The organism is Microvirga sp. 3-52, assembly GCF_018383585.1.
In the GTDB taxonomy this organism is placed as follows: Bacteria; Pseudomonadota; Alphaproteobacteria; order Rhizobiales; family Beijerinckiaceae; genus Microvirga.
Genome location: NZ_JAHAMK010000013.1, coordinates 1 through 19293 on the forward strand (window position 1 = coordinate 1; position 19293 = coordinate 19293).

Annotated in this window: 14 protein-coding genes and 2 tRNA genes; 5 read left to right on the top strand and 11 right to left on the bottom strand. The window is 60.2% G+C overall.

Going from position 1 to position 19293, the window contains the following annotated elements; genetic code table 11:
- Positions 1 to 400 precede the first annotated feature (400 nt).
- Both KHP60_RS12000 and KHP60_RS12005 read left to right on the top strand, forming a co-directional pair.
- A complete protein-coding gene (locus tag KHP60_RS12000) occupies positions 401 to 757 on the top strand; it encodes a hypothetical protein (protein ID WP_213564371.1) in 357 nt (118 codons plus the stop codon).
- Between the two features lie 1149 nt (positions 758 to 1906).
- Positions 1907 to 2059, top strand: a complete 153-nt coding sequence (locus KHP60_RS12005) for a hypothetical protein (RefSeq protein ID WP_213564374.1) — start codon at positions 1907 to 1909, stop codon at positions 2057 to 2059.
- A 405-nt stretch (positions 2060 to 2464) separates the two neighbouring features.
- On the opposite strand, the gene KHP60_RS12010 is transcribed toward KHP60_RS12005, so the two are convergent.
- The 3 genes from KHP60_RS12010 to KHP60_RS12020 all read right to left on the bottom strand — a co-directional run bounded on the left by KHP60_RS12010 (position 2465) and on the right by KHP60_RS12020 (position 4494).
- Positions 2465 to 2629 carry a hypothetical protein gene (locus KHP60_RS12010; protein WP_213564376.1) on the bottom strand — a complete coding sequence of 55 codons (165 nt, stop codon included), beginning with the start codon at positions 2627 to 2629 and terminating at the stop codon, positions 2465 to 2467.
- Between the two features lie 259 nt (positions 2630 to 2888).
- A complete protein-coding gene (locus KHP60_RS25480; RefSeq protein ID WP_283770701.1) occupies positions 2889 to 3695 on the bottom strand; it encodes a calcium-binding protein in 807 nt (268 codons plus the stop codon).
- Positions 3696 to 3843: 148 nt separating this feature from the next.
- Positions 3844 to 4494, bottom strand: a complete 651-nt coding sequence (locus KHP60_RS12020; protein ID WP_213564527.1) for an SOS response-associated peptidase — start codon at positions 4492 to 4494, stop codon at positions 3844 to 3846.
- A 632-nt stretch (positions 4495 to 5126) separates the two neighbouring features.
- On the opposite strand from KHP60_RS12020, the gene KHP60_RS12025 reads away from it, so the two are divergent.
- A complete protein-coding gene (locus KHP60_RS12025) occupies positions 5127 to 6818 on the top strand; it encodes a methyl-accepting chemotaxis protein (RefSeq protein ID WP_213564379.1) in 1692 nt (563 codons plus the stop codon).
- Positions 6819 to 8024: 1206 nt separating this feature from the next.
- Here the strand turns inward: KHP60_RS12025 and KHP60_RS12030 are convergent.
- Positions 8025 to 8101: transfer RNA gene (locus KHP60_RS12030), tRNA-Pro, on the bottom strand.
- A gap of 148 nt (positions 8102 to 8249) precedes the next feature.
- On the opposite strand from KHP60_RS12030, the gene KHP60_RS12035 reads away from it, so the two are divergent.
- Positions 8250 to 8324 (top strand) — tRNA-Gln (locus tag KHP60_RS12035).
- Positions 8325 to 8441: 117 nt separating this feature from the next.
- Complete coding sequence (locus KHP60_RS12040) at positions 8442 to 10352, top strand: site-specific integrase (protein WP_311925023.1); 1911 nt, start codon at positions 8442 to 8444, stop codon at positions 10350 to 10352.
- 386 nt (positions 10353 to 10738) lie between these two features.
- On the opposite strand, the gene KHP60_RS12045 is transcribed toward KHP60_RS12040, so the two are convergent.
- The 7 genes from KHP60_RS12045 to KHP60_RS12075 form a co-directional block, all read right to left on the bottom strand.
- Entirely contained in the window at positions 10739 to 11443 is a 705-nt protein-coding gene (locus KHP60_RS12045) for an RraA family protein (RefSeq protein WP_213564384.1), read from the bottom strand.
- Positions 11444 to 11493: 50 nt separating this feature from the next.
- Positions 11494 to 12393, bottom strand: coding sequence for an NAD(P)-dependent oxidoreductase (locus KHP60_RS12050; RefSeq protein ID WP_213564391.1), 900 nt, complete (start codon positions 12391 to 12393; stop codon positions 11494 to 11496).
- A 214-nt stretch (positions 12394 to 12607) separates the two neighbouring features.
- A complete protein-coding gene (locus tag KHP60_RS12055; RefSeq protein ID WP_213564394.1) occupies positions 12608 to 13534 on the bottom strand; it encodes a 3-keto-5-aminohexanoate cleavage protein in 927 nt (308 codons plus the stop codon).
- Positions 13535 to 13556: 22 nt separating this feature from the next.
- The gene (locus KHP60_RS12060) at positions 13557 to 14489 is read right to left on the bottom strand and encodes a 3-hydroxyacyl-CoA dehydrogenase (RefSeq protein ID WP_213564396.1); all 933 of its coding nucleotides are present in this window, start codon (positions 14487 to 14489) and stop codon (positions 13557 to 13559) included.
- Positions 14490 to 14509: 20 nt separating this feature from the next.
- Complete coding sequence (locus KHP60_RS12065; protein ID WP_213564398.1) at positions 14510 to 17026, bottom strand: branched-chain amino acid ABC transporter ATP-binding protein/permease; 2517 nt, start codon at positions 17024 to 17026, stop codon at positions 14510 to 14512.
- Positions 17027 to 17030: 4 nt separating this feature from the next.
- Positions 17031 to 17906 (bottom strand): branched-chain amino acid ABC transporter permease, encoded by an 876-nt coding sequence (locus KHP60_RS12070; RefSeq protein WP_213564400.1) that lies wholly within the window; start codon positions 17904 to 17906, stop codon positions 17031 to 17033.
- Positions 17907 to 18035: 129 nt separating this feature from the next.
- Entirely contained in the window at positions 18036 to 19286 is a 1251-nt protein-coding gene (locus KHP60_RS12075) for an ABC transporter substrate-binding protein (protein ID WP_213564404.1), read from the bottom strand.
- Between the last annotated feature and the right edge of the window lie 7 nt (positions 19287 to 19293).

Here is a 19293-nt window from a genome sequence, read left to right on the forward strand (position 1 = left end):
GTGGCGGGCGGCCGCGTGACAGGAATGCCCCGCCTCGACAAAGCGCGCCACTCGGCGGCGCAGATCCAGCGAGTAGGACTTGGTCATCGCTCATCTCCTCCCAGAAAGAGGGCTGAGACAAGTGAATCACGAAGCCGCCGCGCCGCATAGCCCCAAGGACTCCGTCAGAACTGCCGTTGCTCTAGTAGTCCGACCTCGCCAACGAGCCCTGGTATCAGAGCCGCGTCACCTGGGGTGCCGTCTTCGCCATCCTCGGCGGCATCGCCACAATCGGCACAGCGGTCGCAAATGGCGAGACTAACGCAGAGGTCTATACGGCTGCCGGCATGAGCGTCCTCGGTGGTCTCGGCACGCTCTATGGCCGATGGAAGGCCCGCAAGCCTCTTGGGGCCGCTTAAGGATGGGCGGCGCAGCAAGCCTTCAAGACACTGCTCTAACCCTCGGCGGCCTCCTCTTCCTGCTCGGAGGGCTCTTCACAGTCCTCAAAGCCCGTGATTGGCTCGATGCCAAGATCAAGAGTGAGGCTGAGGAGGCTTGCCGTGAGGCAAGAGCAGCGATGGCGGCAGCCAATGCCGCTCATGAGAAGATCGCCCTCCTGCAAGCTGCCCTTACCGCCTACCGGGAGACACAGGCTGAGCGGCTTGTCTCGAGGGAAGTCCTGCGGGAGGTGGAGGACCGCCTAACAGGAGCTATCGACCGGCTTGGCGATCGGTTTGATGGTCTTTTGCGAGAAGTTATTAAGCAACGAAGGGAATGACCCTTGCGCTGGTGTGTCTAAAGAGCCACAGAAAAAGAGAAAGGCAGCCATGCTGCCTGTTTGTGCTTGCTGGTTTTTAAGGCACAAAGTACTTTATTGCAATGCAGCACGGTGATTGGCGTTGCCGTGCTGCTCGCCCTTCTTGGGCGTTTCCTCCCTAAACTTTCGGGTCGCATTGTTGCGGCCCTTTTTCTTGTTGAGGGAGACTATTCACGCGTGTCTGCTTAGGCAACCCAAATTTAGCGGCTTCTACATACGTCAAAAGTATAGGCCCTCTACTTTGACGTGAAACGTGTCCCATGGGTCATGCGATAGAGCTCCTCGACGTTGATCATCATCTTGATCTGCCGGCTCCCGCATTTCGAGCAGCGGAGCCTCAGCGCCATGTCCGGGATAGGGGTCTGATCCGGCCAGCCATGGAGCGGAACAGTGGCATCATGATCACACCCGTTCGCTTGGCAGAAGGCAGCGACAGTCGTCATGCTCTGCGCTCTAGTCGAAGCCACTGTGGCAGGAGGGATCTCGTTCCCATCCTCATTGTAGGCACGGCGGGGATTGCGGGGCGGCTTGGACATGTCCGACTCTGTGAACGAACAGGGAACATGTTCCTTGTGACGGGGCTGACTCGAGTCTGCACGCAGGCAGAGAATTGAGGCTGTGGAAACAGTGGATACCGGTCGGTGCTCTGTCCTCAGCAAAGCCCTGACAAAAGAAGAGCGCCCACCGTTTGAGCGGGCGCTCTAAGGTCCGGACCGTAGGGGCAAAAAGGGCCGGTTGTCCTTGTGTATGCGATCCGGCTTGCCGATGTCTGTCGGGAAAGTGACGGTTCTGGAAAAAAGTTAGGCCCCTGCTGATCCAATTCATCATTCTTCCGACCAAGTGGGTTTGCTGGTCCGTGATCGCATCAGCAGGTGCCGATACTCTATAATGCCTTGCACCCAATCAATCCGCAGATGGGCGGGTCTCCGCAGATTAACTGCGGAACAAAGCTAAGCCGCGGGTAGTTGAGGTTGCCAGACTTGGTCACCGGAGGGATGTGCATTGTCTCTAACTCTCGTCAGTCGCTTGGACCAATCAACTGCCAGCAAGAAGTGGGATACTGAGATGCTGGCATACGTTGGGGCCCTCCCAGGAACAGCCCTGGGATGCATGTACGAGATCTACGAAGCCCTCTCTCATGACATCAGCACGATCGAGTCATTTGCCGAGATCTTAGGGGAAATCACGGCGGCCGCCCTCATCATCGGTGCAGCCTTATTCGCTGCAGTCTCTGCCATTCGCAATTGGCGTTTGGCCTCCTAAACTCACTTCGGGTAGGTGACGGTGTCGCGGGAGTAGGTCATGGGGAGTGGCATAGCGGGAGGGGTGAAAAGATCCTCACTCAGTGTCCGCTAACAACGGCATCCCAGCGAAGTAGAGGATGATCAGACCCAAAGCCAAGACCGCAAGGGCCGTGAGGAACCCCAGAGCAATGCGCGTCACCCGCGTGTGGCGTTCTAATTCAGCATGGGCTGATGCTACTCTCCAGAGCGACTCACTCTGATCCGGGTCATTTTTGCTCATACCTCTCACTAACGAGCGGATGTAATGTCTAGAACCGTGCAAAAGGTCGCAATACTGGACAATAGTCTTATCCTTGCATGCGATGCCGGTTGCCCGCTTTGTGGCAATAGAGGACTTGAGGGCGGGGGTGTTAGGGCCAGTTCCTTAGGTCAGGAACAGGTATGCCAGCAGCGCGACTGCGATCACAACAAGGACAAGCGTCGCGATTAGGATCGGCACACCAATGTTATCGACATCGGAACGCCGCCCATTGAGATCATGAGCCATATTATCTTCGGCTTCGTAAGTACTAAACTTGTCTTCAGACACAGGGGATCCGATCAGGGCGCAAGCTCAGCGCAGAAACTCGGCGCTCTAAGACTTAGCTAGCCATCCACCTAGAGGTCTATGCGAGGTCAAGTGTGCGCATCAGTGCTTGTTCCGTCATGGCAGCTATGCGCGATAATTATCGGAACATTCGGTGAGAATTGACAGGAACCGCCGTAGCCTTGCGGGAGTAGGTCATGGGGAGGGTATAGGAGGCGTTCGCTTAGATGACGAAGAAGTCCGTGTAGGTCATCTGGAGGTTTTAAGAGAGCGTGGCAATCTCAACCGGTTTGACCTTGCCGGAGCCGTCGGCATCGTAGAACAACATGCCCGTCTTGCTGTCGTAGAGGACGTGATCGTTTTTGTCCTTCGCTTTAGAGCCCTCAACGAAGAAGTCCTTCTTCAGTAATGCCGGCTTGTCCGACGACCCTGCCTTCCCGAGCTTAGTGAAGACCTTGTTGTCGAGCCAGATCGAGTCGTCGGTCACGTTGAAATCGGTGATCCGGTCGAGGTTCTTGGCCTTGTTCGGCTTGGTGTCGAACACGAAGCTGTCCTGGCCGGATCCGCCCTGGAGCACATCGCGGCCTTGACCCCCGGCCAATAGATCGTCACCGCTGCCGCCGCTTAGGGCATCAATACTGGTGCTGCCATACACATCGTCATCCCCCGATCCCGCCCGGATGGTGCCGGGCTCATGGATAATGAGGTCGAACGAGACCTCAGACTGCACCGCGCCGGATGTGAGGGCAGAGAGCGTGATTGTGTACTCTCCAGGCTCGGCAATGCTATCCGAAAGGGAAATAACCTCGCCGTCCTCGTACTTACCGAAGGTAATCCAATAGGAAGGATGCGGTGTGAAAACAAAGTTTCCTGAAGGCTTCGTCGTAATGACCACCATGCCACCAGGGGAGATGAGGCCTGGAGGGACGTTAATAGTGTATGGCGCATCGGTAATGACATGGATGTCATCAAGGCCTTCTATGTTCTTGTGCTCAGCCACTTTGTGCCCCGCCGTTGCGCCATATGCTGGTTCGGATCTTTCAATCCGATTGTCGGTATCGAAACTCATAGAGGATAAAATTCCGCAACGGAAGTCCGCTGTGCTCGAGAGCACAACAGGTTTCTACATCACGACCTCTTGCATGCCTCAGACCAGGTGCTGACGGGTTAGCCAGTGAGCTCGGAGGTCACGACCGGACTCGCCGATATAGGTGTCCCTATGCGGCCTCCGGCTGATCCGACCTTTGTCCTTCAGCGACGATCTCGAGCATGTCGTCGGGGAGGGGGCGCTGCAGCTTCAACGCCTCCTCGGCCGGCGCCGTCAGCCAAGTCTCGTATTCCTCAGGGCTGGTGAGGATCACGGGCATGGCTTTCGGATGGATCGGCTCGACGACGCTGTTCGGCTCGCAGGTCAAGAAGGAATAGAGCAGGTGCTCGCCCTCGATGGGATCGGCCTTCGTGCCGCGCACGCCCGTCCAGGGGCGCCAGATCCCGGCGAAGGCGGCTAAGGGGCGCTCCTTGGACAGGGCGAACCAGATCGGTGTCTTGCGGGGCTTGGTGTCCTTGTACTCGCTGAAGCTGGTAAGCGGCACGAGGCAGCGGTACTGCGGCTTGAGCCAAGCGCGCCAGAACGGAGACGAGACGTTCCGGACGTTCGTGACCGGCTGAGTGCCGACCTTCGGCGGGGGCGGGAAGCCCCACCTCATCTGGATCAACTCGCGCTCGCTGTCCTGCACCCTCACCACCGGGGCCATCTGGTCCGGGAAGATCCCGGACAGGGGCGGCACGTTGCCCGATCGGTCGCGGTTGGCAGCAAAGGCCTTTGTCATGGAGGCCTGGGTCGCGAAGTTGCTGTAGAGATTACACACCTGTCGCACTCCGTCCTGATTCCTGAGACTGGATCTTAGCCCTTCTTGGCCACCCGGGCTTCCTGCAGCCGCCGCATAGCGACCTTAACCTCCTCAAGCCAACCCCAAATTCCTTGCCTGCAGGTTAAGTGTGACAGAGTGCACAGTCCCCGTCTGCAAATTGGTTCAAAGTCTAATCATCGCCAACGGAGAAGGCCGATGACCAAGGCATATGGAATTGCACTTGCTGGGTTCTTGCTCGCTGGAATCGGGCCCGCGTCCGCGGAGCCTGGCCCTCAGGAAAGGCAGTGCATGGTGGGAGAGCAGCGTATCAACGGTGCGTGCAGGGCCCTTTCCGAAAGCGCCGGCACGCGATCAGGAGATCAAGGTAGTACCGGCAATAGAGGTGATGCCGGCCGATCGTGAAGCAGTTTCTCACCGCAGGGTCTCGCCGGTGAGCTCGGAGATGGCGGCGGTGTCGCGGGAGTAGGTCATGGGGAGGGTTATGGCATAGAGAAGTGTCTCGCTTCTAGACATAGCCTTTCGGCTAAAGCCTCATGCAAGCTTGCGAAGCTACATGCTAGCCGCCTGCTTTTTGCGCGTCGTTGTGGTGCGCACCTCCCACGGTGATGTGGGCAGGTCATCGAAGGACGATGCGCGCGCTCGATAATCTGAAGCTTCTGACAAAGCTTGCAATTCCCGTTACCATCTTCGTTGCTGTAACCGTCGGATTGGTTACTCTTGCTATGTCGGGCCTCAACCACATGGCTCAGGACACGCAGGAGTTGGTGGAACAAGAAGTTGCTCGACAAAGCCTCATCCTGCAGATCACTGCAGAAGTTAATGAAACCACCACTCAGGAAAAAACTCTGATCCTCTTCAATGATCCGGAGTTGATCAAGTCCGCTGATAAGACCTTCAATACCTATAAGGGCCTCACCCTCAAGCACGCTGACGAGCTGCTCGCACTTGCTGATACCGAGGAGCGGAAAACAATCTATGGTGCAATGAAGGCCCAAATCGCTAATTACTTCGGCCTGCTCGATAAGAGCGTTGAGCGCGGTCTGGTGAACGACGATGAAGGTGCCCTCAAGATCTCGAACGGCGAGGGCCGGGATGCTCGCCGGAAGCTCCGTGATTTTTTGGCTGAGCGCGCCGAGGCCGGCAAAGGGTCATTGGTTAAGGCAAAGAACGATGCCGCCGCCCTTGCTTCCAACACCTCCTGGACCCTGATCGGATCTGCGGCTGTCGGCATTCTGTCGGCTCTTGGACTGATCGGTGCGATCATGATCTTTGGCGTCACGCGTCCGCTTGGTGCCATGACCGCTGCCATGGGGCAGCTGGCCAATGGCGACCTGTCGGTTGATGTGACCGGCACCGAGCGCAAGGACGAGGTTGGCACGCTGGCCCGTTCGCTGCAGGTGTTCAAGGACAATGCCGTCGAGGCTCGCCGTCTCGCCGCCGCCCAGGAGGCCGAGAACCAGACCAAGATGCGTCGGGCCGAACTTCTGGACCAGCTCACGAAGCGTTTCGAGCTGAACGTGTCGGCCCTGACCCAGGGACTGTCCTCGGCGGCCACCGAGATGGAGGCCACGGCCCAGTCCATGACCTCCATCGCCGGCCAGACTACCCGGCAGTCGGTTACCGTCTCGTCCGCCGCGCAGCAGACCTCGGCCAATGTGCAGACGGTGGCGGCCGCCACCGAGGAGCTGTCGATCTCGATCCGGGAGATCGCCTCCCAGGTGGCGCAGTCCTCGCAGATCGCCGACCGGGCCGTCCAGGGTGCCCGGCGCACCGATGCGGCGGTGCAGGACCTGGCCACCACGGCGGCCAAGATCGGCGACGTGGTGCAGCTGATCAACACCATCGCAGGCCAGACCAACCTCCTGGCGCTCAACGCCACCATCGAGGCGGCCCGGGCGGGCGAGGCCGGCAAGGGCTTTGCCGTGGTGGCCACCGAGGTGAAGGAACTGGCGAGCCAGACGGCCAAGGCCACCGAGGAGATCTCGGCTCAGATCGGCTCGGTGCAGCAGGCCACGCAGCAGACGGTCTCCGCCATCCAGGAGATCGCCCGCACGATCACCGAGATGAGCCAGATCTCGACCTCGATTGCCGCCGCCATGGAAGAACAAGGCGCGGCCACCTCTGAGATCGCCCGCAATGTTCAGGAAGCGGCGCGGGGCACGGAAGCCGTGACCGGCAGCATCGGGGACGTTCAGCAAGGCGCCGGCGAGACCGGAGCCGCTGCCAGCCAGGTGCTCGGCGCGGCCCAGGAGCTCGCCCGCCACTCCAACGATCTAGGCCAGGAGGTTGCCACCTTCCTCCAGGGCGTCAAAGCGGCATAAGGGTTGTGAAGCCCAAGCTGGATGGGTGAGCTCGCCCCATGCATGCTCACTCTACCTTGTAGAGCATCCCATGGAGGGTCGCTGGAAACAGCGGCCCTTTCTCTTTCTACAATATGCCCGATCAGCAGCCCGAGTGCCACAACGGCGGTGAAGGTCAGGACGGCAAGGACAATCCCGGTCAAGTGTTCATGCCGAGAGGGCTTGGCCTGGGTGCGGGCCAACCTCTGCAGCGCTTCGTCCCTGTCCCGACTGTCCGTCATGTTCTCTGACCCCAGGCCGGGAATAAAACCCGAGAAGCGCAGAGGGGATCCCGACAATAGTCAGACAACGCCGGACAGGCGCGCGTCATGCCGAGGGTATGGCATAAAGCGGGGAAGGGAGCGTTGAGGCAGAAAGCCCAAAAAGAAAGCGCCCGTGAGAAGGGCGCTTAGTGTCGGCGCGTAGGGGCAAAAAATCAGCCGATATCCGCTGTATACGTTGCGGAATCTAAATAGTCAGTCGGCTATCCGACAGTTCTGCAAGAATAATGCGGAAATCAATTAACGTTTAAATTCTCAGGTTAGGTACGGATACTCCTTGCGTACCTATTTGGAGGTAGATACACGACATGCTCCCGTAGGGGCAACTATGGGCCGAGGGGTCGCGGATACAGTCAGAAGACTGGCCGCGACCCTGTTTATTCTTAAGCCCCCCATTGTTCTCCTATTCCTCTGAAAGAGAAGATGGAGGAGGGGCTCACATTGGGCGAGGGATGCCAGGACGTAGATCGAGTGCCTCCGCAGTTTCTTTGCGAAGGGCTGTCTGGTTTGCCTTTACGGCTTTCCAGAGCTCGGGGAGGATCTTTTGAACAGCGCTGATCGCCAAAGACTCTGAGTCTGTCCGAACCAGATAGTAGGTAATATCCGATCCACCGAGCTGGTTAGGGATCTCAACCTTTACAGAGTAGCAGGGTATCCTGTCGTTACTCACTGGCAGCCCCATTCAAGACCATAGGATCAATATCACCCCGGTCCCAGGTTAGGAAGAGAAGCACGGGGAGGAAGCTACACGACTCATCCGACTCGGCTTTCCTAGCGTGGCTGAATCAAACTCGACCATAGCTACAGCCACAAGAGGAGGCTCTCTCGAGCGGGGTGGCTCGAGACTGAAGCTGTCTACCAAACTGTCTACCGGATTTGGGCTCTCTGGCTAAGCCCTTGAGAAGAATGGTCGGAGTGGCAGGATTTGAACCTGCGACCCCCACGTCCCGAACGTGGTGCGCTACCAGACTGCGCTACACTCCGACACCGAAAATTCTCGGGAGGCCGGACTTATAGCGGCGAGGGGGGAGCGCCGCAAGGGGAGAATTGCGCCTTTCGTGCAGATATATGGGTCCTCGCAAAACGGTGTTGCCAGCCGCCATCCGGCCGATTATGTACACGCCACACCGATTGGGGCGTCGCCAAGTGGTAAGGCAGCGGTTTTTGGTACCGCCATTCCCAGGTTCGAATCCTGGCGCCCCAGCCATCCCATGCTAAGTTCCTGAAACCGATAGCTTTTTGCCCGATTTTGGGCGAGGCGCTCCGCACTGCTGCACATCCCTGTCACACATGGGTGTCACACATGCCGGTCGGTTCTCATCTTATGCGTCGCGGTGCGGTATATTGCTGGCGGCGCCGGCTCCCGGCTTGCGGCGCGAACGGACGGCAGGTCCTGCAGATCAGCCTGCAGTCGACCCACTGGACCGAGGCGCGCCGGATCGGAGCGGAGTTGACCGCGATGAGCGAGCTCGTGTTCGACGAGATGCGGCGCGGCCGCCTGAGTCAGGACGAGGCGAAGGCGATCCTCGTAGCCGTTGCCCTCCGCCATGCCGCAAAGCTCGAACTCGTCGCGACAGTGGATCGGGCGCGTGAGGCACCTGAGCCGATGAGCAGTGAGCGCGCGGACCGGGTCAATGGTGCTGTGTATCGCCTTCTCGCCGAACGGGGGCGGACCGCGGACGGACCAATTGATGCTGAGTGGCTCCGCTCCTGCGGGCTCGATCCGAGCGAGGCAGACCAGGTCAAGGCCGTCCTGAAGTTCTATCGCCAGCAGGGCCTTGTGCCCCCGAAGCCTGTTCGCCTGCAGAGCCTGATCGCGGAGCATGCTCCTGATGTCGGTCCGAGCGCCATCGCCCTCGCTCAGGCCGAGAACGCGTTCTACCGCGGCATGGCGGCGGCCTTGTTTCATTCCGCCGCAAAATGGGGCGCGGGGTTTCCCGAGGATATTGCGACGGCATTCGGGTCCGATCCGGTAGCGCTGTCGCCGCTCCCAACGGCCGTTTCCGCTGAAGCCTCGCCGCCTCCCGTTGCGCCTTCAGCCGCCAAAGCCGAGCCTGAGCAGAAAGCCGCCGTGCAGGCCAGCATTGCCGATCTGGCTGAGAAGCTTTGCGCGACCAAACTCAAGCTCAGGGAGTGGACCGACAAAACCTGCCGCCAGATGCGCCAGACCGCCGGCCTGTTGGTGAAGGAGGTTGGGCACGACGACCTCACCCGGCTCAGGCAGGCTGATATGGCTGCATATGTGGATACCCTTCTCGCCCTGCCGAAGAGCTACGGAAAGTCATCGCGTGATGTGAGCCGTCCGCTCAAAGAACTGCTCGCGGCGGCGAAGAAGCTGCCCGAGAACCAGCGGGGCCTTGAAGGCCCGAGCATCAACCGACACCTGACGCATCTTGGTAACCTTGTCGACTTCGCGGTGGGTCGGGGGCTTCGGCCGGCGGAGGCGCTCAACCTGACCACCCTGCGGGCCCGAAAGAAGGGACGGGACCGTGATGACCGGGCGGTGTTCACAGCGGCGGATCTCATGACCGTCTTTGACCTGCCGGTCTGGCGCGGCTGCCGCGGAGAGGGTGCACGGCTCGAGCCGGGGACGGTTGTAGTTCACGACGGATTGTACTGGGCTCCCCTGATCGCCGCCTACTCGCTGATGCGCCGGGAGGAGATCTGCGGGCTAATGATTGCGGACATCCACTTCGACGGAGGGATTCCGTACTTCGAGGTGCGTCCCAACAAATACCGCCGCCTCAAGAACGCTCAGTCGAAGCGCAAGCTCCCCATCCATCCCGAGCTCCTGCGCCTTGGCCTGCGCGATTATGTCGAGGCCATTCGCCAGCTCGGGTACGACCTCCTTTTCCCGGACCTGCTCCCAGCAAGCGGAAATGCTCCTTTAGGAGACCAGCTCCACGATGGTTGGGCGCCAGCGCTCGCGAGGGCTCTTCCGACCGCAAGCGGGGAGGGTAAGACGTTTCACTCAATCAGGCATTTCGGGAACGACGCCCTGATCGATGCCAAGGTGATGCTGGAATGGCGTCAAGATATCATGGGGCACAGCGGGGTCAGCGAGACGGACGAGCGTTATCGGGATGAGACACGACTCGCGCGCAAGCTGAGTGCCCTCCGTAAGCTGCCGACTGTAACGGCATCGCTTCAACCAGCCCGCATCTCGTTGAGGGAGACCGTTGTCGAGAAAATCGGCAGGCGATCCCGACGCCGCCCATCAGGCCGGTCCCGATAGGGATTTGATGCGGGATATATGCACGACGCCGAGGAAGCCAGCACCTATACGGGGCTGGGATTCTACAATGGGCATGCAACGTGAGGAGCCAGCGCTGAAATTCGTTTATTGTTCGCTATAAAAGCAAGACTTTGGAAAAGGCGAAATGAGCGGGACAGTCCGGCCATTTAGGCGCTTTGCAATCAGACGCGCTGAATGAACCAGGGCACTAATCATGGATTTAGGCCGAACGATGCACCTAGACGCCTCATGGTTTGCGGGGTGTCACACAAAGATACTGCGGACGACCATCCCGTGCAGCTGGAACGCACGCGGTTTCAATGACTTAGCTGGTGGTTACTGCTTAGCTTAGAATCCTAGCCGCTCAGGCTGAACCGCCAAGCGCGTTAGTGCATTTCCTCCGCCTCACCCCAAGCCTCGATCAGCTTCTCCACAGTAAAACCTGGACTGCGGGCAGCCCTTAGGATCGGGGCTTCCTTTCGGGTCACGAGATCGATTGCACGGGGAAGTTCACGGGCGAGCTCAGGGTCGATGATGACAGCGCCATGGCGGTCGGCGTGAACGAGATCATTGGGTTTAACCCTCAAGCCGAAGACCTCCACCGGACACTCAAACTCCTCGATTCGGACAAAGGCATGGCTCGGGCTGAGCGAGCCAGCCAGAATCTGAAACCCGGGGTCGACGGCGCCGAGGTCGCGCATCGAGCCGTTGGTCAGAACGCCCCGAGCTCCCAGACCTTTATGGATCGCTACGTTGACCTCACCCCAGAACGCACCAAGCCCGGGACGGGGATCAATATCCTGCAGAACGACGACGGCTGGGCCGGGGTGGGCTGCGACATACCTGTAGTAGGCGATCCGGCGAGCCCTCACAGCATCAGGTGAGTCTTCGCTTGGCAGCGAGCTAAGGATCAGCGCCGTGCGGGCGTAGCCTACGATGGCAGGCAGATTGGGATGGGCAGCGAGAACCGGCCGGATCGTGAAGCCCTCCGCCGTCCGGCGGCCCAGGACGAGCTCGATGGCGTTGCACACCGTCGGCGTATCAACAGCCGTCAGGGCAGCGAAGACTTCGGAAGACAGCGCCTGTTCCATTTCCAAGCTTTCCTACCTCAATGCGTTGTCATCGAAGGGCCTCTACAGCCTCAGGCGATGTGCTCCCAGACATCGTCCTGCGGCTCGTAGCCGATGAGCTGCCGGGAGGTTTCGATGTCCCACGGCATGTTCCGGTTGGCCGACATGCCGTTGACCACGATGCTGGGCTGCGGCCAGGTTTTCCCCTCCGCGAGAAGCGCCCGCTCGATCACGGCCACGAAGTCCGGGTTTGAGAGCCACATGTTGCGAAACCACCGCAGGTCGCGTTCGGTGTCAGGACCTGTGCTCTCCTCTGCGCCGGGCAGGCCAGATGTGTTGATTGTCTCTGGTCTGTTCTCCCCCGGCTGGCACCAGCCGATCCGAACGCAGACGCTGGTCAGGGCACCTCCCGAGCGATGCGCCTCAGCGAGACAGGCTCTCTCGCCCATCAGTTTCGACGCTGCGTAGGCGACGCCCTGCACCATCTCACGGCCGTTGAACCAGCGCGTTCCCGGACCTGGCGGCAAGGCAGTCGTCAGAGCACCTGCGGTCAGACCATCGGCCAAGGGCGGGTCCTTGTATTGGCCCATCACATGGTTGGACGAGGCTAACACAACGCGGTGCGTTCCCGCCTGAGCGGCGGCGGCCAACACGTTGAGCGTCATGTCGAAAGACGCACAGGCGTCGCTCCAGGGCGCATCGGGATAAGGATTCTGGGCTGCGAAATGAACCACGGCATCAACCCCAGCCAAAGCTTCGCGCCACCCTGTTTCGGATGGATCTGTGAGATCAGCGGTGACCCATTCCACCCGGTCCGAATGCGCTACCGCGGATCGCCGTGGCATCATGTGGTCGAGCGCGACGATCCGTTCACACCAGTCCCGCGCCAGGAGATGGCTGATCAGCTTCTGTCCGAGATTGCCTCCCGCGCCTGTAATGAAAACAGAGCTGACAGGTTTCGATTGGCTCATGGCGTAGCTGGCTCTCCGGAGTGATGTCTATTACTCACCGTACTACCTAGCGTCCTCCGCTGATGTCTGTAAGGGACTGCAGCATCTATCATGACCCTGAACCGCAGGCGGGCTGTAACCCGCCCGGCGAGTCGACGCACGTCGCAGAAAGCAACCACATGCGTTTGGGCCCAAAAGGACGGCGACGGGACCCAAAGCAAAGGAGGACCAATCCTTAAAAATTGACGCGGTCGCCCCCTTTGAGTGACAGCATATTGCGCGCGTCGTCAGGGGTGGCGACTTCCAGTCCAAGTCCCTCGATGATCTGGCGCGCGGCTTTCACCTGTTGCGCATTCGATTCGGCAAGCTTGCCCGGACCGATCCAGAGCGAATCCTCCAGCCCAACACGGACATTGCCCCCCATTGCCGCCGCCTGGGCCGCAATGTGAAGCTGGTTCTTGCCGGCACCGAGCACCGACCATTGGTATTCATCTCCGAACAGCCGGTCGGCCGTGCGCTTCATATGCGCTACATCCTCGGGGTGCGGACCAATGCCGCCTAGAAGACCAAACACGCTTTGGACAAAGAGAGGCGTCTTGATGAGACCACGGTCTACGAAGTGGGCGAGAGTGTAGAGATGGCCGATGTCGTAACATTCGATCTCGAAGCGGGTGCCATTCTCGGCACAGGTCGTCAGGATGTACTCGATGTCGGAGAAAGTATTGCGGAAGATCCTGTCATGTGATCCTTCCAGGTACGGTTTCTCCCAATCGTACTTGAAGTCTTTGAACCGGTTGAGCATCGGGTAAAGCCCAAAATTCATTGAGCCCATGTTGAGGGAGGCGACCTCGGGCTTGTAATGAGCCGCAGGGCGCACCCGCTCCTCCACCAGCATGGTCGGCGCACCGCCCGTCGTGATGTTGATGACACAATTACTTCGCTGCTTCACCACCTGCAGGAACGGGGCGAAGGCTTCGGGCGACTGATCAGGCTTGCCGTTCTTGGGGTCACGGGCGTGAAGATGCACGATCGCGGCCCCAGCTTCTGCGGCGCTGATGGCGGCCTCCGCGATCTCCTCAGGCGTAATCGGAAGATGAGGAGACATGGAGGGCGTATGGATCGCGCCGGTCACGGCGCATGTTATGATGACTTTGCGGGCCATGGGCTTGGTTCCTCTCGGGACATTACTGATCTGGTTCCGATTTCTTGTGGGCCTGCAACGCTGCCAAGCGTTTGTCCCGCAAAGCAGAGCGCCGTGCGAGTTCACCGGGTCCAGGCGCTTCGCCCCAGGTCTCCAGTATGCGGCTCACATTCTCCTTGTCCCAGACATGAGGCCTTGCGGCATCCTCTGAGAGACGCCGGTAGAAGCTTGTATAGCGGTCACAGTAATCCGCGATGCCACCGGGCGCGTTGAGCTCGATGGTTCCAAAGGGGCCAAGGAAGGACCAGCGCAAACCGAGACCGTCCTTGACCGTCTTATCAAGATCCTGCGGGCTCACCACGCCCTCGCCGACGAGCCGGAATGCCTCTGCCAAGAGTGCACCCTGGAGCCGATTCAGGACGAACCCCTCGACCTCGCGGTTTACGACAATAGGCACCTGCTCGACGCTCTCATAGATTGTTCGCGCCCGAGAAACTGTCTCGGGCGCAGTCCAGGGAGCTCCGCACAGCTCGACGACTGGCACGAGATGAGGTGGGTTGACGGGATGGGCTACGAGGCACCGGGCGCGGCCCGACAGCCCTTCGGTGAAGTGGGACGCAACAATCGCGGAGGTCGAAGAGGCAAGAATGCAGTCTGGTGGCGCGAGCCGGTCCAGCTCCGTGAAGATGAGCCGTTTGGTCTCGGCGATCTCGGGGCCGTTCTCCTGAACGAGGTCGGCTCCGGTCACAGCCTCCGCGAGTGAGGATACGGCGACGACGTGAGCTGACGCATTTTCAGGATTAGCTACGAGGCCATGCCTTGCGAGGTCCTCTAATCCCTCGCGGACGAGGCCAGATGCCTTCTCAAGCGTCTCAGGGATCGGGTCGGTGATGCGCACCTCCCAGCCGGCCCGCGCAAAGACGATTGCCCAAGACCGGCCGATCAGCCCGGCACCAATGATTGCAGCACTCGGCATTCTTTGATCTCCCTCATGGCTCACAGCCATAGGACCTTGCGGCGGAGCGCAAGATCGTCTCGCAAATCCTTCGATGGACCGGTATGGATCACCCGCCCACGTTCAAGGGCGACCGTCCGGTCGGACAGGGCGAGTGCGAGGTCCAGGTGATGGTCGACAATAATAATCGAAACCTCATGGCGGAGCTTGTCGAAACTCTCGAAGAGTTGCTCGATGATGGTTGGAGCAAGACCTTCGAAGGGCTCGTCCAGAAGCAGCACCTTCACGTCGCCCGAGAGGGCGCGTGCGACCGCCACCATCTGCTGCTCGCCGCCGGAGAGGAAATCCGCCGGGGTGTCGAGCCTCTCACGGATGCGCGGGAAGTACTCGAAGATCCTGTCCAGATCCCACCGGACGCCATGGCCGGTCTCTCGCTTGAGCCGTCCGAGCTCAAGATTCTGAGCCACAGTCATGCCGGCAAAGAGTCCACGTCCCTGCGGCACGTAGCCGATTCCCAAACGCGCGATCTCGGCGGAGGGCCGGCCGGCGATCTCCTGGCCATCAAGCCTGATCGAGCCTGAGCCGGGCGGCGCAATACCGATCAGGGTCTTCAGCAGGGTCGATTTGCCGGCACCGTTGCGGCCTAGAAGCGCGACGATCTCATGTTGACGCACGTCGAAGGACACGTCCGTCAGCGCATGGCTCTTGCCGTAGAACGTGTTGACCTTCTCCACTGCGAGCACAGTCGCCGCTTCGGCGGCGCTCTGCCGAGGCTTCGCGGCAACGGTGGCCGCGCCGGAGCCGATATAGATCTCCTGCACCTTCGGGCTGGTGCGTGCATCCTCCACCGTCCCGTCAACCAACACTTGGCCCGCATTCATCACTGTAACGGCATCGGCGATCTGGAACACTCGGTCGATGTCGTGCTCGACTAGAAGCATCGGGACGTCCGCGGAAATGCGCTTGATGATGTCGCCGATGCGCCGGCGCTCGGCGGCGGCAAGGCCCGCAAGCGGCTCGTCGAGCAGCAGTACCCTAGGTTTTGTGGCAAGCGCCAGGCCCATGTCCAGGAGGCGCTGCCCGCCATAGGAGAGGGCGCCCGCCTCGGCCTTCTCGATGCCGGCAACGCCGAGATAGCGAATGACCGCTGAAGTTTCGGTTTGGATCTGCTTGATTGATCGCGCGGCCGCCCACGGATTGAAACGCTGCGGGTGGCGGGCCTGTATGGCGAGGCGGACATTCTCTTCGACCGTCAGGGCCGGAAAGAGGTTCGTGATCTGGAATGAGCGTCCGATCCCGGCCTGCGTGATCGCTTCAGGGGAAAGCCCGGCGATGGAGCGGCCTTGAAGGAGGATGTCGCCTTCATCAGGCGTATAGTACCCGGAGATCAGATTGAAGGCCGTGGTCTTTCCGGCACCGTTCGGTCCGATCAGGGCATGGAGGCTACGGTCGCGTACGGCGATGTTGACCGACTGAACGGCCTTGAGAGCCCCAAAGCTCTTCGTAATGCCATGGGCTTCGAGAATGATGCCATCCACATGGTCGTCAGGTTTAAGAAACGAGGGCAGGGGTTCGTCAGTCAGGGTGCGACCCGCCATGGCGGCCTCTTCTATGACCTTGGCCCGGAATGGAGTCGCGACCCGCTGTGCGATCCCGATCAGTCCCGTCGGCGAGAGGACGATGAACCCGACGAAGAGGATGCCAAAATAGAGCAGCCAGTGCGGGGTCCAGATCGACAGGAACTCGCGGAACAGAATGTAGAAGAGCGCTCCCAGGGCCGGCCCGAGAAAACTGCGCATTCCGCCAATCACCACCATCGCGATCAACTCACCAGAGAAGGCGACAGAAAGGGGCTCGGCTGAGGCGAAGCGATGGTTGAAGACCGAAAGGATACCTGCAATCCCCACTACCGTGGCGGACACAACGAATCCGAGAAGCTTGTAGCGATTGGTCGGATAGCCGAGAAAGCGGGCGCGTTGCTCGTTCTCCCGGACCGCCACCAGCACGCTCCCGGCGGGCGAGTTGTGGAAGCGCAGCAGGGCAAAGCAGACAACAAACGCCACCGCCGCCACGAACCAGTAGTAGGTCCAGTCCGAACTCAGATCGAGGCCGATCGCGCGGGTACGGACTACGCCGCCGAGCCCACTCTCTCCACCTGTCAACGCCGTCCAGCGGTAAGCGACTGCGAAGAGCATGGCCGCCAATGCCAGTGTCAGTAGGGAGAAGTAGACGCCTCGGCGTCGCAGGATGAGCGCACCGAGAATAGACGACGCTCCAGCGATGAAGAGGATGGCGAAGAGAGCCGGAAGAACGATGCCCTCTGGAAACCAGTGGAGCTGGCTCAAGGCCGCCGCGTAAGCCCCAAGCCCGAACCAGACGCCGTGTCCGAAGGAGACGAGACCGGTGTAGCCGACCAGAACGTTCAGGCCGAGGCAGGCGATGGCGAATACCACCACATCGATCGACGAGCGAAGCGGCAGGCCGATGGGGTCGAGTATGAAGGGCAGCAGCATGAGTGTTGCCGCGGCGACGAGGAGAGGCCAGTAATTCGTGCGCATCGATCTACTCGAATTTCTGGATGCGTTCGCCAAGCAACCCGCGTGGCCGCAGAAGCAGCACGAGAGCCATCAGCAGGTACATTGAGGCTTCACCGGCGGGTGGGAAGACGTAGATCGTGAGGCCGCGCACTACACCTACGAGTGCGGCGGCGGCGATCACGCCCCAAAATGACCCTAGCCCACCGATGACCACCACAACGAAGGCAGCTGTCAGAATCTCCGCCCCCATGGCGGGGTGCACTCCCGAAATCGGGGCCAGCAGGACTCCGGCGAGACCTGCGAGTCCGATGCCGAGCGCGGCGATGGCTGTCATGTACGGCTGAAGCGAGATGCCGAGCGCTCCTACCATGTCAGGGTTTTGCACTCCTGCCCGCACCACACGGCCAAAGGCGGTGCGATAAACCAGGAACCAGGTCGCGATGACAGCTGCGAGCGCTACTCCGAAGATGATGAGGCGGTAGCGCGGATAGATGAAGCTGCCGAGGAAGACCTGTCCCCGGAGAGCCGTCGGGATGGAAAAAGGCAGGGGAGCCGCCCCGAAAATTATCCGCAGGCTCTGCTCGATGATCATGGCAAGCCCAAAGGTCAGAAGCAGGCTGAGAATGGGATCCGAGCGGTAGAACCTTCGAAAGAGCAGGCGCTCAATGACAACGCCCAAGAGCGCGACGAGCAAGGGAGACGCAACAAACGCGCCTGCAAATCCAATCCTGGATGTCAGCGTTACGGCAAGATAGGCACCGACCGCATAGAACGCGCCGTGGGACAGATTCACGATTCCGCCCAGCGAGAAGATCAGCGACAGGCCAAGGGCGATCAGCAGATAGTAAGCACCCACCAAAAGGCCATTCAGCACCTGCTCAAGAAGAAAGACGAACGCCACGCGAGACTCCCTTTCCAGTCATTGGAGGCGTCCTCCCGCGAGGAGCCGGAACTGAGGGGAAACAGAATGCCGTGCTTTCTGGCGGCCGGATCGGCGGTCAACCGTCCGGCCTGACCAATGTTTGAGGCGTCACGCCTGCATCTTGCAGGTTCCGTCCTTCGGGGGTGCCAGAACCTCAAGATCCTCGTTCGGGCTAGGGACGGAGCCCAGCGGGTCATAGATATCCCACTGATCCTTCATCTTGTCCGAATCCTTCGCACGGACGGCATACATTTCCTGGACCATCTGGTTGTCGTAGGCCCGGAAATAGCCTTCGCGGCTCTTCAGAATGTCAAATTTCGCACCCTTTCGCAGGTGCTCGGCGAGCTTTTGCGGGTCGGCCGCTTTAATCTCGGTGAAGGACTGCGCGACGATTTTAAGGGAGTTATAGTCGCCCCAGCACTGGTTCTCAGGCGGTTTGCCGTATTTCTTGGTGAAGGCCTCGACGAACTTCTTCGACGATGGCGTATCGACCATGTGGTGCCAGATCAGCGGCCAGATGCCAGAGAAATTTCCCTTGCCGGCGCCCCAGGCTACCGCCGTGTCGAAGCCGAAGCCGGTGATCGGGAACTGGAGGCCGTATTCGGCATACTGCTTGATGAAGTTCGTGATCTGGTTGCCGGCGAGATTCGACGCGACGATATCCGGCTGGGCCTGCCGGATCTTGAGGAGGTAGGGACTGAAGTCGGTGGCATCGGTGGGGACGAGCTCCTCGCCGATGAACTCGCCGCCGTTCTCGGTCACGAATTTCTTGGCGACCCGGAAGAGATCATGGCCGAAGGCATAATCCGCCGTGAGGGAGTACCACTTCTTGCCCTTGATCATGTTCTCGGTCTTCAGGTACGTGCCAACCGCCGTGACCATCATCGAGTTCGCAGCCTCGATGTGGAACATGAAAGGATTGCAGCTCGCTCCGCGCAGGGCGTCGGAATTGGCGCCGGTGTTGATGAAAACCGTCTTGGTCCTGTTGGCCACCTGACCGATGGCCAGGGCCGAGGCGGAAGAGATTTCGCCGATGATCATCGCGACCTTGTCGCGCTCGATCAGGCGCTCGGCCTTGGCAGAGGCGGTCTGCGGGTTCACCGAATCCTCGATCACGAGCTCGACCTTGCGGCCCAGGACGCCACCGGCGGCGTTGATTTCCTCTGCGGCGAGTTTCACGCCCATCTGGGCGAACTCGCCTAGCGGTCCCAGGAAGCCGGTAACGGGCGTGAGGTGCCCGATCCGGATCACGTCAGATTGCGCCTTGACGATTGCAGGCATCCCGAGGCCTGCGAGCGCGGTCGCACCGGCCGCTCCCTTCAGAAGCATACGACGGGTCAAGTCATCAGAATGTGCCATGGCCGTT